This window comes from Thalassospira sp. HJ, assembly GCF_000948415.1.
Taxonomy (GTDB): Bacteria; Pseudomonadota; Alphaproteobacteria; order Rhodospirillales; family Thalassospiraceae; genus Thalassospira.
Map to the genome: position 1 here is coordinate 280,593 of NZ_JYII01000012.1, position 13,426 is coordinate 294,018.

Annotated in this window: 13 protein-coding genes; 7 read left to right on the forward strand and 6 right to left on the reverse strand. The window is 54.4% G+C overall.

The features are described 5' to 3' along the window. Positions 1-39: 39 nt before the first annotated feature. Both UF64_RS10185 and UF64_RS10190 read right to left on the reverse strand, forming a co-directional pair. Positions 40-279: a HigA family addiction module antitoxin gene (locus UF64_RS10185; protein WP_082049674.1), complete on the reverse strand. Its 240-nt coding sequence runs from the start codon at positions 277-279 to the stop codon at positions 40-42. A 258-nt stretch (positions 280-537) separates the two neighbouring features. Beyond that, positions 538-2,430 (reverse strand): ABC-F family ATP-binding cassette domain-containing protein, encoded by a 1,893-nt coding sequence (locus tag UF64_RS10190; protein ID WP_044828475.1) that lies wholly within the window; start codon positions 2,428-2,430, stop codon positions 538-540. A 418-nt stretch (positions 2,431-2,848) separates the two neighbouring features. Here UF64_RS10190 and ndk point away from each other — a divergent pair, with 418 nt between their 5' ends. Next, the gene (gene ndk, locus UF64_RS10195; protein ID WP_008891250.1) at positions 2,849-3,271 is read left to right on the forward strand and encodes a nucleoside-diphosphate kinase; all 423 of its coding nucleotides are present in this window, start codon (positions 2,849-2,851) and stop codon (positions 3,269-3,271) included. A 345-nt stretch (positions 3,272-3,616) separates the two neighbouring features. Here ndk and UF64_RS20165 read toward each other — a convergent pair whose 3' ends face one another. Continuing rightward, complete coding sequence (locus tag UF64_RS20165; protein WP_152630663.1) at positions 3,617-3,754, reverse strand: aa3-type cytochrome c oxidase subunit IV; 138 nt, start codon at positions 3,752-3,754, stop codon at positions 3,617-3,619. Positions 3,755-4,104: 350 nt separating this feature from the next. Between UF64_RS20165 and UF64_RS10205 the strand changes: the two genes are divergently transcribed. Next, the gene (locus UF64_RS10205) at positions 4,105-4,659 is read left to right on the forward strand and encodes an ATP-binding protein (protein WP_200892667.1); all 555 of its coding nucleotides are present in this window, start codon (positions 4,105-4,107) and stop codon (positions 4,657-4,659) included. Between the two features lie 65 nt (positions 4,660-4,724). On the opposite strand, the gene UF64_RS20730 is transcribed toward UF64_RS10205, so the two are convergent. Next, positions 4,725-4,853, reverse strand: coding sequence for an aa3-type cytochrome c oxidase subunit IV (locus UF64_RS20730; protein ID WP_198157185.1), 129 nt, complete (start codon positions 4,851-4,853; stop codon positions 4,725-4,727). A 369-nt stretch (positions 4,854-5,222) separates the two neighbouring features. Between UF64_RS20730 and UF64_RS10210 the strand changes: the two genes are divergently transcribed. Next, a complete protein-coding gene (locus tag UF64_RS10210) occupies positions 5,223-7,463 on the forward strand; it encodes a hypothetical protein (RefSeq protein WP_152630664.1) in 2,241 nt (746 codons plus the stop codon). Between the two features lie 201 nt (positions 7,464-7,664). On the opposite strand, the gene purN is transcribed toward UF64_RS10210, so the two are convergent. After that, on the reverse strand, positions 7,665-8,348 hold the full coding sequence (gene purN, locus UF64_RS10215; protein WP_044828479.1) for a phosphoribosylglycinamide formyltransferase: 684 nt from the start codon (positions 8,346-8,348) through the stop codon (positions 7,665-7,667). Further along, entirely contained in the window at positions 8,336-9,409 is a 1,074-nt protein-coding gene (gene purM / locus UF64_RS10220; protein ID WP_044828480.1) for a phosphoribosylformylglycinamidine cyclo-ligase, read from the reverse strand. The genes purN and purM overlap by 13 nt, the downstream gene beginning before the upstream one ends. Positions 9,410-9,788: 379 nt before the next feature. Here purM and UF64_RS10225 point away from each other — a divergent pair, with 379 nt between their 5' ends. From UF64_RS10225 to UF64_RS10240, 4 genes are all read left to right on the forward strand, one after another. After that, entirely contained in the window at positions 9,789-10,886 is a 1,098-nt protein-coding gene (locus UF64_RS10225) for a DUF2066 domain-containing protein (RefSeq protein WP_235285026.1), read from the forward strand. Positions 10,887-10,927: 41 nt separating this feature from the next. Then, positions 10,928-12,022, forward strand: a complete 1,095-nt coding sequence (locus tag UF64_RS10230; RefSeq protein WP_044828482.1) for an AI-2E family transporter — start codon at positions 10,928-10,930, stop codon at positions 12,020-12,022. Between the two features lie 58 nt (positions 12,023-12,080). After that, positions 12,081-12,785 carry a DnaA ATPase domain-containing protein gene (locus tag UF64_RS10235; RefSeq protein WP_052657562.1) on the forward strand — a complete coding sequence of 235 codons (705 nt, stop codon included), beginning with the start codon at positions 12,081-12,083 and terminating at the stop codon, positions 12,783-12,785. Positions 12,786-12,886: 101 nt separating this feature from the next. After that, complete coding sequence (locus UF64_RS10240; protein ID WP_052657563.1) at positions 12,887-13,387, forward strand: RimK/LysX family protein; 501 nt, start codon at positions 12,887-12,889, stop codon at positions 13,385-13,387. Positions 13,388-13,426 lie beyond the last annotated feature (39 nt).

Consider the following 13,426-nt stretch of genomic DNA (forward strand, 5'->3'; position numbering starts at 1 on the left):
TAATGGAGCGGCGGCTGTAACTTTTGATGTTCAAGCTTTCTAGAGAGCTTGCCGAACTTGTAGATTGATCCAGAATTCCGCACTGTTGCCAAAAACACGCGCCAGGATAAGGGCGGTGTCGGCGGTAATCCGGCGACGGTTGTTGCACAGTTCGTTGACATGTTTGCGCGGAACGCCCATGGCCTCGGCCAAGGCGATCTGTGTCAGGTCCATTGGTTCCATGAACTCGGTGACGAGCATTTTACCAACGCTGACGGGTTTTCTTGCTGTCTTGAGCATGGGGCACCTCTTTGATTCCTGAGGTTTTCAGGATAGAGGCGGGTGTTGAGATTGGCAATCTTTGGTTGAATTGGTTGGTGTGGTTTAGGTGCTGTTTTCTGTTTTTCGTCGCGTCATAGATGGATTTCCGCCTGCGCGGAAATGACAAGGAAGAGGGGGGAGATGGCGTCCTTGGGGGCAGCATAGATGGATCCCCGCTTTCGCGGGGATGACGGTTTTTGAGGGAGAGCGGGGCGTGCTTGAGAGGGCGATGGTGGCCTACGCCACCATCGCGTCGTATTCTTCCTGCTTGTCGAGCCATTTCTGTTCGACCATGGCGAGTTCGTTTTCGATCTGGCCGAGTTCCTTTTGGATGTCGGCCAGTTTTTGCGCGTTGGCGTCTTCGTAAAGGGTCGGGTCGGCCATTTTTTCTTCGATTGCGGCTTTGCGTTCGGAAAGCTTTTCCATCTGTTTTTCAAGCTTCTCGATTTCGCGTTTGACCGGGGCGGCGACTTTACGCTTTTCGGCGGCCTGCTGGCGTTCGGCCTTGCGGTCGCGTTTCGCCGGTTTGCCAGCATCGTCGCCCTTATTCGCGCGGCGTTCCATGCGCGCGCGATCCAGAAGATACTGGCGATATTCGGCAACGTCGCCGTCAAACGCCTTGACCGTGCCATCGGCAACCAAAACGAGGCGATCCGCACAGGCTTCGATCAGATAGGGATCGTGGCTGATGATGATGACCGCACCTTCATAGGCATTGAGCGCATGGTTGAGCGCATCGCGGCTGTCGATATCAAGGTGGTTGGTCGGCTCATCAAGGATGAGCATGTGTGGGGCATCGAGCGTCATCAGGGCAAACAGCAAGCGCGCCTTTTCACCGCCCGAGAGGTCCTTGACCTTGGTGTCGCCTTTCTGGCCTTCAAAGGCAAAGCGGCCGAGCTGGGCGCGGACCTTGCTTTCGATGACGTTGGGCATAAGGGATGCCATATGCTGATAGGGCGTTTCATCACCGCGCAGCTCATCGGTCTGGTGCTGTGCGAAATAGCCGATGCGCAGTTTGCTTGATGCGGCCTTTTCACCCGACATCAGTTGCAAGCGGTCCGACAGCAGCTTGGCCAGTGTCGACTTACCGTTACCGTTGGCCCCCAGAAGGGCGATACGGTCATCCATATCAATGCGCAGGCTGATATTGCGCAGGATCGGTTTGCCTTCTTCGTAGCCGACATCGCCATCATGAATGTTGATCAGCGGCGGCGGCAGTTCCTTGGGGCTTGGGAAGTCAAAGGTAATGCCGCGATCCTCGACCACCGGAATGGCCGGGCCCATTTTTTCAAGCATCTTGACGCGGCTTTGCGCCTGCTTGGCCTTGCTGGCCTTGGCACGGAAGCGGTCGATGAAGGATTGCAGATGCTTTTGCTGGGCGATCTGCTTTTCATAATGCTTGGAGGCCAGTTCCATCTGTTCGCGGCGCGTCTTGGCAAATTTGTCGTAATTGCCGCCATACAGCGTCACCGTGCCGTCATGCAGATGGGCAATGGTTTTGACAGCCCTGTTCAAAAGATCGCGGTCGTGACTGATCAGGATGATCGTGCCGGGATAGTTGATCAGATAGTTTTCAAGCCAGATGGTGGCTTCGAGATCAAGGTGGTTGGTCGGCTCGTCAAGCAGCAGCAGATCGGGGCGCAGGAACAGCGTGGCGGCCAAGGCGACACGCATGCGCCAGCCACCCGAGAAATCATCGCACGGGCGTTGCTGGGCATCCGCATCAAAACCAAGGCCGGACAGAATGGAGGCCGCGCGGGCCTCGGCCGTGTGGGCGTCTATATCGGCCAGACGTGTGTGGACCTCGGCAATGCGGTGCGGGTCGGTGGTGGTTTCGGCTTCTTCCAAAAGGCTTGCGCGTTCGGTATCGGCTGCGAGAACGGTTTCAATCAGCGAGCGTTCGCCCGCCGGGGCTTCCTGTGCGACCACCCCCATGCGCGCACGTTTGGACATGCGGATATCACCGCCATCGCCCGGCAATTCGCCCGAGATCAGTTTAAGCAGTGTCGATTTCCCCGCGCCATTACGGCCAATCAGGCCGACTTTGTGCCCGTCCGGGATGGTCAGGTTGACCTGATCAAGAATGACACGGCCGCCAATGCGGTAGGTCAGATCGGTAATTTGCAGCATGTTCTCTTTCGCCGGTATCGGGTCGTTTTCGGGGCATTATCGGGGGAATCGCAAGGATTTCTGTGCTTTCAATAGGGCAGGAGCGTGTTTGACGCAAGGATTCTTCAAATTGTCATCGCAGCTGTGATTTCGATGACAGGAGGGTCGCAAAACCGCCCGGAACCGCAGTTTCATGCCTTTTGGCGACATTTTGCAGGCGAAACGTGTGAATGCAACGGCTGCAGGTCTGCTTTGCAGCGGTAGAACTATGTGTTGCGTTGCGATCCAACCCCGTTTATATAGCGCCAACCTTCGGGTCTGTGGATGATAAGGGCGGTCTTTGGTGCCGCCTTTATCTTCCGCAGGCCCTTTGTGCTCGGGGGGCCTTATGGGGTCCTCTTTGGGGGTAACGAATTTTTACAAAGCTTAGGTGAAACCAATGGCTGTCGAACGCACTCTTTCGATCATCAAGCCGGACGCAACGCGCCGCAACCTGACTGGCAAAATCAACGCCGTCATCGAAGAAGCTGGCCTGCGCATTGTCGCACAGAAGCGCGTCGCTCTGACCCGCGCTCAGGCTGAAGGTTTCTATGCAGTTCACAAAGAACGTTCGTTCTTTGGCGAGCTGGTAGACTTCATGGTCTCTGGCCCGGTTGTTGTCCAGGTTCTCGAAGGCGAAGATGCCGTCGTTAAGTACCGCGAAGTAATGGGCGCAACCAACCCGGCGAATGCCGAGGAAGGCACCATCCGCAAACAGTTTGCAGAATCCATCGAAGCGAACTCGGTCCACGGTTCGGACTCGCTCGAAAACGCTGCAATCGAAATTGCATATTTCTTCGCTCAGACCGAAATCGTCGGCTAAGCTAACAGGGTCAGGACCTGCTAGTTTGACCGAAATGGTCAATCAGATTTGTGCGGATACGCGGAGCAAAACCGCAGGAAGATAATATCTTTCAAGTTTTTGCGACAAAGCTAGGTCGTGCAAATCTGGTTGATCCTCTGGACAGTCTTTATATCTGCAAACTTCGACGTCAAACCCCTTGTCCGGGGTGCCGCCCCGCACAGCGGGCTTTTCCTTGAATTTTACAGATATAAAGACTGCCATTTCTGCCAAATTAGCAGGTCCTGACCCTGAAGTTCTCCGGTTTATCCGGATGCAAAAACGCCCCGCAGATTGCGGGGCGTTTTTTGTTGGAATATCGATAAATCAGTCGATCAGGAATGCGGCCATCAGCAGCAGAAGAACGGCGATCGAGACCACACTCCAGAGCATGAATTTCGTCCAGTGGTGCCAGCCTTCCTCGTGGTGATGCACCAGGCCTTCGTCATAATCACTTCCTTGCATGGGTTTCCTCCCTGATTGCGGATCATGATTGACCGGGCCGGTTATCTGATTGGTTTTGTTGCCCGGTGTCGCGCAAGGCGATGGCAAAATACTACCTGCAAATAACCCAAGGGTGAATAATATTTATCACTTTAACCAATTGTGCGCCGCGTCATGCTGGACAAGGTGGCAGGTGCGTGCGATGGTTGGGGTATGGAAAACGTTGTGACCCAGCATTCAGTACGAATTTTTACCGCCTCTCATAGAGTGGCGGGGTAGCGACGTTTTGAGTAAATGATACCCACCCGCCGGCGAGGCGGGTTTTTTTGTGGCTGTCTCCCGGCCAGACCAAAGCAGAACGGGAGACAGAGATGACCAAGCCCCTATCACAATTACACCAGACGCAAAGCCCGCAGGTTCTTTCGGGCGGCTCAAAGCCCGGCACGCTGCATATGCTGTGCGGCAAGATTGCTGCAGGCAAATCAACCCTTGCCGCCGAACTGGCGCGCAAGCCCGGAACGGTTCTGATCGCCGAGGATGAATGGTTATCGACGCTTTTTGGCGATCAGATGTGCTCGGTCGCCGATTATGTCCGGGTATCAGAGAAGCTGCGCTCTGTCATGGGGCCGCATGTGGCAATGTTGCTGCGCGCCGGATTATCGGTGGTGCTGGATTTTCCGGCCAATACGGTTGGTTTGCGCCGCTGGATGCGCAGTGTGCTTGAGGATGCCGGGGTCGATCATGTTTTGCATTATCTTGATCTGGAAGATGATGTTTGTATCAACCGGCTTCGGGTGCGCAACCGGGCGGGCAGCCATCAGTTCGCCGCAAGCGACGCGCAGTTCCATCAGATCAATGCGGCCTTTGTCCCGCCAAGCGTGGAGGAGGGGTTTAACGTTGTTACCCATCAGACAGACACGCTTTGAAAAACAAAAAAGCTGCCGTTTTCCGGCAGCTTTTTAATTTGTTCGGATCAATGCCACTTGGCAGATCACAGAAGGAAGATCGCCATCAGGATCAGCAGGGCAATGATGGAGATGGTGCCCCATTTCACGAAGTTCGTGTAGCCGTGATAGATGCTGACGTGGGTTTCGGTGAGTTCGTAATCGTTACCCTGCAAACTTGCCTCCTTGGATTGGTTGTTTTGGGATTGTTCAAATGTATATCCACTGAGTTGAGCTTGGGCAAGTGCAAGATTAACCCTGAATGTCATACCTTTGACCGACTTCACATCCGTGGCGGTTCGCTTTTGATGCCAAGGACTTACTGGATGCCCAATTTGCAGCCATAGGGCAGCAAGATGCCAGTCAGTCCGTGGCTCATTATTGCGAATGACTTCTGGTCTGGGACGTCTTCATGCTGTTAACTGTCTTGTATAAGCGAGTTGATTGATATAAAATTCAACTTTAAATGTATTTCCCGATGGCTGATTTTACTTTTTCGGTGTGCGTCTGAAATGACCGTCTTCCGAAGCAGGAGAGGGGTAGAGATGGTGGGTATAAAACGACTTTCTCAGCAGTCTTGTTTGTTTCTGTTTGGCGTGGCTTTGTCTCTGATGGCCAACGCAACATACGTCAGGGCCTCATCGACAAGTGACTGGACGGTAAGTGGTCAGACCATACAGCTGAATGGGGAAAATTTTTTTGGTAACGGTATCGCCTATGAGCCGGTGCCGATCGGATCCAGCGATGGTAGCACGATGGTTGATACTTACCATGAAGCGTGGCGGACTGTTTTCATGAGAGACATCCCGATCATGCGAAAAATGAACATTAATACTGTCCGCGTTTACGGGTTTTGGGAACATGCGCCAACACAGGACAATCTTATTGCCAACTATAATAACTGTAGCGAGGATAAAGGATCACCATCACAATGCGAAGATTTTTGGGGGGTATCCCAAAAGTGCCTTGAGAAAGAAACTGCTAAAGGCTGCGGTGACCTGTGGTCACATAAAGAATTCCTTGATGAATTATGGAACAAGGGAAACGATCCGATTTATGTTCTGATTGGCGTTTCAGCGCCGGGTGCCATCGGCACTATTTTCCCGCCAACTCTACCGGGCGGCGCTATGGGGTACAAAAATCGTCGTAACTTCATGAAAAACAATTTGAAGTCAATTGGTGCCCGCTATCCCAACCATCCAGCTATTATGGGATTTGCACTATTGAACGAATCAAATGTCGGGCGATGGAGCAATTCTAAACCGGCTAATGTCGACTATTGGCAGTTAGTCAATTCGTTGACAAATCAAATCCACGAAGATTCAAATTTTGACAACAAAATTGTCGGATTAGCTCTTCAGGCGTCTAGCGGTGAAATTTGCGCAACTTCCAACCCTACCAGTAAATCTGCATGTGAATCTAATCCAGGACCGATGCAGCAAATGCAAGTATATGAGTCAGCCGTCGACTTTTGGGGTGTCAATCTATATCCAGTGAGTAGTTATCAACAGAAGGATAATTTTGGTGCGGTCTATCAGACATACGTGGAAATCTTGAAAGGCCTTAACCCATCAATTACAGCGAAACCCTTGCTGGTGACAGAATATGGTGCCTTGAGTGTGCAGCATGACCCGAAGGGCGAGGCTGGTTGGCCTAAATGCAAGGATTCATGTCCAAGAGGTGTTGAAAAGGCGAAATATGAACGTTTTGCGATGGATCAACTATGTGTCAACTTCAATGCGGTGACGTCCTATCCCTTCTTCAACGGCATGTATTACTTTTCCTATAGTGACGAATGGTGGAAAAGCGAACCTGATCATGTCTGGGACCATGATGTAGGCAGCGCAAGCGGCGGGGGGCTGTCTGCGAGCGGTTTCTGGGATGAAGAATGGTGGGGGGTCTTTGCCGCTCAGCGTACAGGTTATGATGTTGATACGAAGTGGGTGACATCCAGTTATCCGTCGAACAGCTTTAACTGGCCGTCCTATGATGCCTATTACCAGACACCGCTCGACTATCTTGTGCCAAGGCCACAGGCGGCATTACTTTCACTTTTGTATGGTGATGCCAACTATGATTGTACAATGTCTAATACAACGAAAAGCACGCCGCCGAAAAAAGGATTTAAGCCTTCGGAGAGTAATGTAAGTGCTGCACTTGAGGCACTGCCAACCCAAATACCGTTCACAATTAAGAACCTCACGTCCTCCTCTATTGCGGCTCTATATGGTTATGAAGCCTCTCCGATACAGACTTATCAGGCAACGTATCCGACCGGGCCAGGTATGAGGGCCGTGGCGGCGATGCCTGCGAACATTCAGTCATTTGTATTGTATCAGACCGATACAACTTCTGGTTCAGCTTGGGTTCCAATAAAATGCAACGGCGACGATAAGAATTTGGCAGGTAAAATTACAAATTCATATGCTGGGCAGACCCTTTACGTTGTTGAGGGCGAAGCAGGCACCATAAGTTGCACAACAACAGCTCCGGCAAAAGGCAGCTGCAGTGATCTTGTGTCGTCTGAGGCGCAATGCCAGGCTGTTGTGGGTAGTGATTTTTCGGCAGCTCTAGGTTGGGGGTGTGGCGAAGGTCGTGTCGATTGTACAACAATCAATACTGCGCCTTACAAGGGTTGTTCCGCGGACATGAAGTTCAGTTGGATGGCCTCCAAATATTATAGCGCTCAAGAGAAACCGACGGCATCGGATTGCAAGTTTGTAAATTCGAACGACAACGCTGTAGGGGCCAAGATCGACTTTTCTCCTAATCTGACGAAGAAATAATTATTATATCTTTTCGTTGTCAGTAGGCTCTTCGTTTGTCCACGTTATGAATCTTACCATTTAGGCAGACAGCTTGTTGTCGTTAAATGGTCGGGATTCTATTTCTTGATCTGACAGCAAGGTAATTAAAAGGCGGGTCATATGTGATGACCCGCCGTTTCATGCATTAAGCAGCCTGCGCAGCCAGCGCCAAAGGTTCTTTCATCCGGGCTCAAGCGCCGGGTTGATTTCGGCAAAGTCGGCTTGCGGGGCGTCTTTGATGGTGACAATGCCCTTGGCATCGACCGAGACGCGGCCTTCGGCGATCCAGCGGATCACCTGTGGGTAGATGCGGTGTTCCTGACGCAGGATACGCTGGGCCAGTTTGCCGGCATCGTCACCCGGCAGGACCGGAACCACGGCCTGGGCAATGATCGGGCCGCTATCGACTTCGGGCACAACGTAATGCACGGTGCAACCGGCAAACTTCACCCCGGCATCGAGGGCTGCCTGATGCACACCCAAGCCCTTGAAGCTTGGCAGCAGCGACGGGTGGATGTTGATCAGCTTGTCTTTCCAGCGGGTGACGAAGCTTTCACTGACCAGACGCAGATAACCTGCCAGAACGACAAGGTCGGCACCGCTTTCCTCGATCAATGCGCTTACGGCATCATCATAGGCTTCGCGCCCGCCGGGATAGCCTTTGTGCGAGATGGCCTCTGCCCGGATGCCGGCCTTACGCCCACGTTCAAGTCCGCCCGCGTCAAGCTGGTTGGAAAAGACCAGCACGATTTCGGCCGGGTAGCCGGGCGTCTTGCAGGCATCAAGGATGGCTTGCAGGTTCGACCCGCCGCCTGAAATCAGAACGGCGAGCTTTAGCTTCTTGCCGTTGCTTACTTGTCCCATGTACGGGCCATGTTTTTGATCACGACCTGCGGGCCATCACCGGCACGCGGGCCGATAACGCCGATCTGGCTGACGGTTTCGCCGTGTTCGCGCAGGAGGGCTTCGGCCGCGTCCGCCTTGTCGGCCGGAACGACGACGCACATGCCAATCCCACAGTTAAAGGTGCGCGCCATTTCCATGGCCGGAATGCCGCCCTGTTTGGACAGCCACTTAAACACCGGCAGGTATTCCCAGCAGCTGGCGTCAAAGACAGCGGTCAGGTTTTCCGGCAGAACGCGCGGAACGTTTTCAGTCAGGCCGCCACCGGTGATGTGGGCAAGCGCCTTGACCATGCCGGCCTTGTGGGCAGCCAGGCAGCTTTTGACATAAACCTTGGTCGGTTCAAGCAGTGCTTCGCCAACGGTTTTTCCCGGTGCGAAGGGGGCGTCATCGGCATAGCCAAAACCGGCGGTTTCGACAACCTTGCGGACCAGTGAATAGCCGTTGGAATGCACACCGCTGGAGGCAAGGCCCAGAATGACGTCGCCTTCTTCAACATTGGTGCCATCCAGCAGTTCACCGCGTTCGGCCGCCCCGACTGCGAAACCGGCAAGATCATATTCGCCGTCGGCATACATGCCGGGCATTTCAGCAGTTTCCCCACCGATCAGCGCGCAGCCAGCCTGTTTGCAGCCCTCGGCAATGCCTGCGACGACGCTTGCGGCGTTATCAACTGACAGCTTGCCGGTTGCGAAGTAATCAAGGAAGAGAAGCGGTTCTGCGCCCTGAACGACGAGGTCATTAACACTCATGGCGACCAGGTCGATGCCGACCGTGTCGTGCTTGTCGGCCAGGAAGGCGACCTTGAGCTTGGTGCCGACACCATCGGTGCAGGACACCAGAACCGGATCGTTATATCCGGCGGCCTTCAGATCAAAAAGGGCACCGAAACCGCCAAGACCGCCGGCAACACCGGAACGGGTGGTTGCTTTTGCAAGCGGTTTGATTCGTTCGACAAGGTCATTCCCGGCATCGATATCGACACCGGAGTCCTTATAGGTAAGGCCGTTAGAGGCGGTCATGTTGGTGATCCCTGGCTTCGCGCATGCATGAATAAAAGCGGGTGTGCCCGCGTTTTTCATCAACAGGTGTCCGGTTCAAGGCGCCGTTTTCCGGGCTTTTTGCGGTCCGGGTCGCAGGGGTGAGCCTGCTGTTTGACCAATCCGCCTTACTGACGCCTTTAATCAGATATAGAGGACAAGCACGATCCTGCTGATAAAAAACGCGGGCTTGATAATTTCCGCTGGGCCGAAAATACTCAAACGCGGGCAATATGCAATGATCACCTGCGCATGACAGAGTTTTCTTTGCAGAATGCGTTCAACATGCCACAAAGAGCATTAACCAAGACACGATTAGGGCAAAGAGGCATACGTGCTTACTTCATTGAAAAACATCAAGATGTTAGCTGGCGCGGCGATGGCTGCGACGATCATGGCCTTTCCGGCAGCGGCACAGGACATTTTCACCGTTACCGGTGTTCATGTTGACGAGCGCGCCGAAACGGCTGCTGCCGCACGCGAACAGGCACTTGAGATCGGTCAGCGTCAGGCCTTTGAAGAAGTGGTTGCCCGTTTGACCCTGCCCGAAGATCGTGCCGGGCTTGAAATGCCCGAGACGGCTGTCATCACCAATATGGTGCGTGACTTTGGCGTGTCGAACGAAAAGACATCTTCGGTGCGTTACATCGCGGACATGACGGTGCGGTTCAAGGATGACGAGCTGCGTCGTTTCCTGCGTTTCCGCGATATTTCCTTTGCCGAGCTGCAATCCAAGCCGGTGATGATTGTGCCGGTCTATCGCAGCAATAATTATGTCAGCCTGTGGGATGATCCCAACCCGTGGCGTGAAGTCTGGTCGCGCAATGTTGCGACCTCGGGCCTTGTGCCGATCAAGGCCCCGATTGGTGATCTGACCGATATCAGCACCATCACGGCCGAGCAGGCCGAAGGTGGTTCGATGGAACGATTGGCGCAGCTTGCCAAGCGCTATGGCGCGGATGTGGCTGTTGTCGCCAGTGCCGATGTCACCGGGCCGCAGGGTGGGGAAAGTGTCAATGTGTCCATCACCCGCTATGATCCCAACAGCGGGCCGCAGATCTTTGGCGTGCAGGAAAATACCCTTCCGGGTGAGACATTGAACGAAACGCTGGTGCGGGCGGCCAAATCGGTGCAGGACCAGTTGGCTGATGGCTGGAAACGCGCCAACCTGATCAATTACAGTGCGGGCGGCAACCTGATGGTGTTTATCCCGATTACCGGTCTTGGTGACTGGGCCGGGATCGAGAAGAAGCTGATCGGGCTGCCGGTAGTGCGCAATTCACGCGTGATCGCGATGTCGAAACGCGAAGTGCAGCTGTCGCTTGATTATGTCGGGTCGACCAATCAGCTGCAGACCGCACTTAATCAGCAGAACCTTAATCTGAGCCGAATGGGCGAGCTTTGGTTCATCCAGCCGAGCGGATCAGACCGCCTGCAGGGATTATCGTTCGGCGGGTAAGCCCGTTTGACTACGGGGAAGGGTAACAGGGGGACCCGAGGATGACTTTGCGACAGCAAGCACGTTTCTGGCTGATCTTTGTCGTCGGATTCTTTTTCCTGATCTGGCTGTTTTCGAGCATCCTTTTGCCGTTTGTTGCCGGGATGGCGATTGCCTATTTCCTCGATCCGCTGGCCGACAAGCTTGAGGCGCGCGGGGCAAGCCGGGTGGTTGCGACCAGCATCATCACGGTACTGTTCTTCCTTGTGTTTATCCTTGTGATGCTGCTTGTCGTGCCGATGATCGGAAGCCAGCTTGCGGGCTTCCTTGAGCGGTTCCCGGGCTATGTCGATGCGCTGCGCACCAATGTTGCGCCGTATCTGCAAAACATCCTCGACCGGGTGGCGCCCGAAACGCTGCAAAGTGTATCGGACGCGATCAAGGGACAGAGTGCCAATGCCCTTAAATGGGTGGGCAATCTGCTGAGCAATGTGTTGTCCGGTGGCCTGGCGCTTCTGAACTTCCTGAGTTTGCTGTTCATTACGCCGGTGGTGTCGTTTTACCTGCTGCGCGATTGGGACAAGATCGTTGCCAAGGTCGATAGTTACCTGCCGCGGCGTTCGGCCACGGATATCCGCCAATGTGTCAGCGAGATTGATGAAACCCTGGCAGGCTTCGTGCGCGGGCAAGCGACGGTGTGCCTGTTGCTTGGCCTGTTTTACGGGCTAGGCCTGACGCTGGTCGGGCTTGAGTTCGGGTTTGTTATCGGGCTTATGACCGGGCTTGTGTCCTTTGTGCCGTATTTCGGGATGATTGCCGGCTTTGCGGTCGGCATGGGGGTCGCGCTGGCGCAGTTTGGTTTCGGGCTTGATCTTGGGCTGGTGGCGATTGTGTTTTTGATCGGTCAGGTGCTTGAGGGCAATTTCCTGACCCCAAAGCTTGTAGGCGACAAGGTCGGGTTGCACGCGGTCTGGGTGATGTTTGCCTTGCTGGCCGGGGGTGCGGTGTTCGGGCTTCTGGGCGTGATGCTGGCCGTGCCGGTGGCAGCGGTCATTGGCGTACTTGTACGATATGGCTTAAGGCAGTATCTCAGTAGTCGGCTTTATGACCACGGACCCGAAGATCGCAGCGTTCCCGGATCCGAGGCCGAAAGCTAGGTCCTGAACTGGGGCCAAAGACCGAGACCCGCATATTGAGTTTCAAGTTGAGTTTACCGTGACCCGGGTGACATCCAAGCCGGACAAAGACAACGATCCGCAGCAATTGCCATTGGCCCTTGAAATGCGTCCGGCCCTTGGCCGCGATGATTTCATGGTGGCTGATTGCAATAGCGAGGCGGTGGCGTGGATTGACCAATGGCCAAAGTGGCCGGTACCTGCGCTGTGCCTGTATGGGCCGAAGGGCTGCGGGAAAAGTCATCTGGCGGAAGTCTGGCGCGCGAGGTCCGGTGCCTTGCAAATCGCCGCTGGGAACCTTGCGGGGCAGGATGCCGATGCGATCCTGGGTGATGCAAGCGGCCTTGTGATCGAGGATGCGGATGGCGGGCTTGATGAGACCGTCTGTTTCCACATCTACAATATGCTGAAAGAACGCGGCGGGCATTTGCTTTTGACCGCAAGCCAGCCGCCATCACGCTGGCAGATTGATTTGCCCGATCTGAAATCCCGGTTGGGTGCGGCCCTTGTGTGCGAGATTTCCCCACCCGATGATGATCTGATTGTCGGGCTTTTGATCAAGCTGTTTGCCGATCGGCAAATCCCGGCCAGCCCGCAGATCATCAGTTATGTGCTGCCCCGGATCGAGCGATCCTTTGCCGCCCTTTCCGAGCTGGTTACCGCGATTGACCGCCGGGCTTTGGCCGAAAAGCGCGCGGTGACCTTGCCGCTGGTGCGCAGTGTAATGGAAGAACTGTCGGCGTGAGCCTGGCAGGGGTGGCTTGCAAATTTTGTAAGCCAATCAGGTTGTTACCGGCTATGATCAGTCCCACCTGACAAATTGCATTCAATAACCGGAAGCTGCATGTGAGCCCGCAACGCGTAAAAGCCAAACCGTCGCTTAAGACCCAGACCGCATCGCTGATTGCCGATGGGCATGTTCTGGGCTGGCGGGAATGGATCGGGCTTCCCGATCTTGGTGTGCCGGTGATCAAGGCCAAGGTTGATACCGGGGCCAGAACATCATCCCTGCATGCGATTAACCCGAAACGTGTGACGCGCGACGGCGAAGATTTCGTTTCCTTTACCCTGCCGCATTATCGCGGTGACGGGCATGGGCGGATTGAATGTCTGGCACCGCTTGTTGAGATGCGCGAGATTCGTTCTTCGAACGGAAATGCCGAAGAACGGTTCGTGATTTCGACCCATATCGTGGTTGGGCATCACAAATTGAAAGTGGAAGTTTCGCTGGCAAACCGGTCAATCATGGGCTTTCCCATGCTTTTGGGCCGGACGGCGATGAAGGCAGGAAGATTTTTGGTGCTGCCATCGAAATCTTATCTTGCAGGGAAGCCTGAACAGCGATAGATGCGCAGAAGAACGACCCATGATCGGAACAAGACGTAG

What these genes read in the sequence shown, in the direction of transcription:
- ndk (WP_008891250.1), top strand. Translation starts at nt 2,849, where the DNA reads ATGGCTGTCGAACGCACTCTTTCGATCATCAAGCCGGACGCAACGCGC.
- UF64_RS20165 (WP_152630663.1), bottom strand. Translation starts at nt 3,754, where the DNA reads ATGCAAGGAAGTGATTATGACGAAGGCCTGGTGCATCACCACGAGGAA.
- UF64_RS10185 (WP_082049674.1), bottom strand. Translation starts at nt 279, where the DNA reads ATGCTCAAGACAGCAAGAAAACCCGTCAGCGTTGGTAAAATGCTCGTC.
- UF64_RS10225 (WP_235285026.1), top strand. Translation starts at nt 9,789, where the DNA reads ATGTTAGCTGGCGCGGCGATGGCTGCGACGATCATGGCCTTTCCGGCA.
- UF64_RS10230 (WP_044828482.1), top strand. Translation starts at nt 10,928, where the DNA reads ATGACTTTGCGACAGCAAGCACGTTTCTGGCTGATCTTTGTCGTCGGA.
- UF64_RS10190 (WP_044828475.1), bottom strand. Translation starts at nt 2,430, where the DNA reads ATGCTGCAAATTACCGATCTGACCTACCGCATTGGCGGCCGTGTCATT.
- UF64_RS10210 (WP_152630664.1), top strand. Translation starts at nt 5,223, where the DNA reads ATGGTGGGTATAAAACGACTTTCTCAGCAGTCTTGTTTGTTTCTGTTT.
- purM (WP_044828480.1), bottom strand. Translation starts at nt 9,409, where the DNA reads ATGACCGCCTCTAACGGCCTTACCTATAAGGACTCCGGTGTCGATATC.
- UF64_RS10205 (WP_200892667.1), top strand. Translation starts at nt 4,105, where the DNA reads ATGACCAAGCCCCTATCACAATTACACCAGACGCAAAGCCCGCAGGTT.
- purN (WP_044828479.1), bottom strand. Translation starts at nt 8,348, where the DNA reads ATGGGACAAGTAAGCAACGGCAAGAAGCTAAAGCTCGCCGTTCTGATT.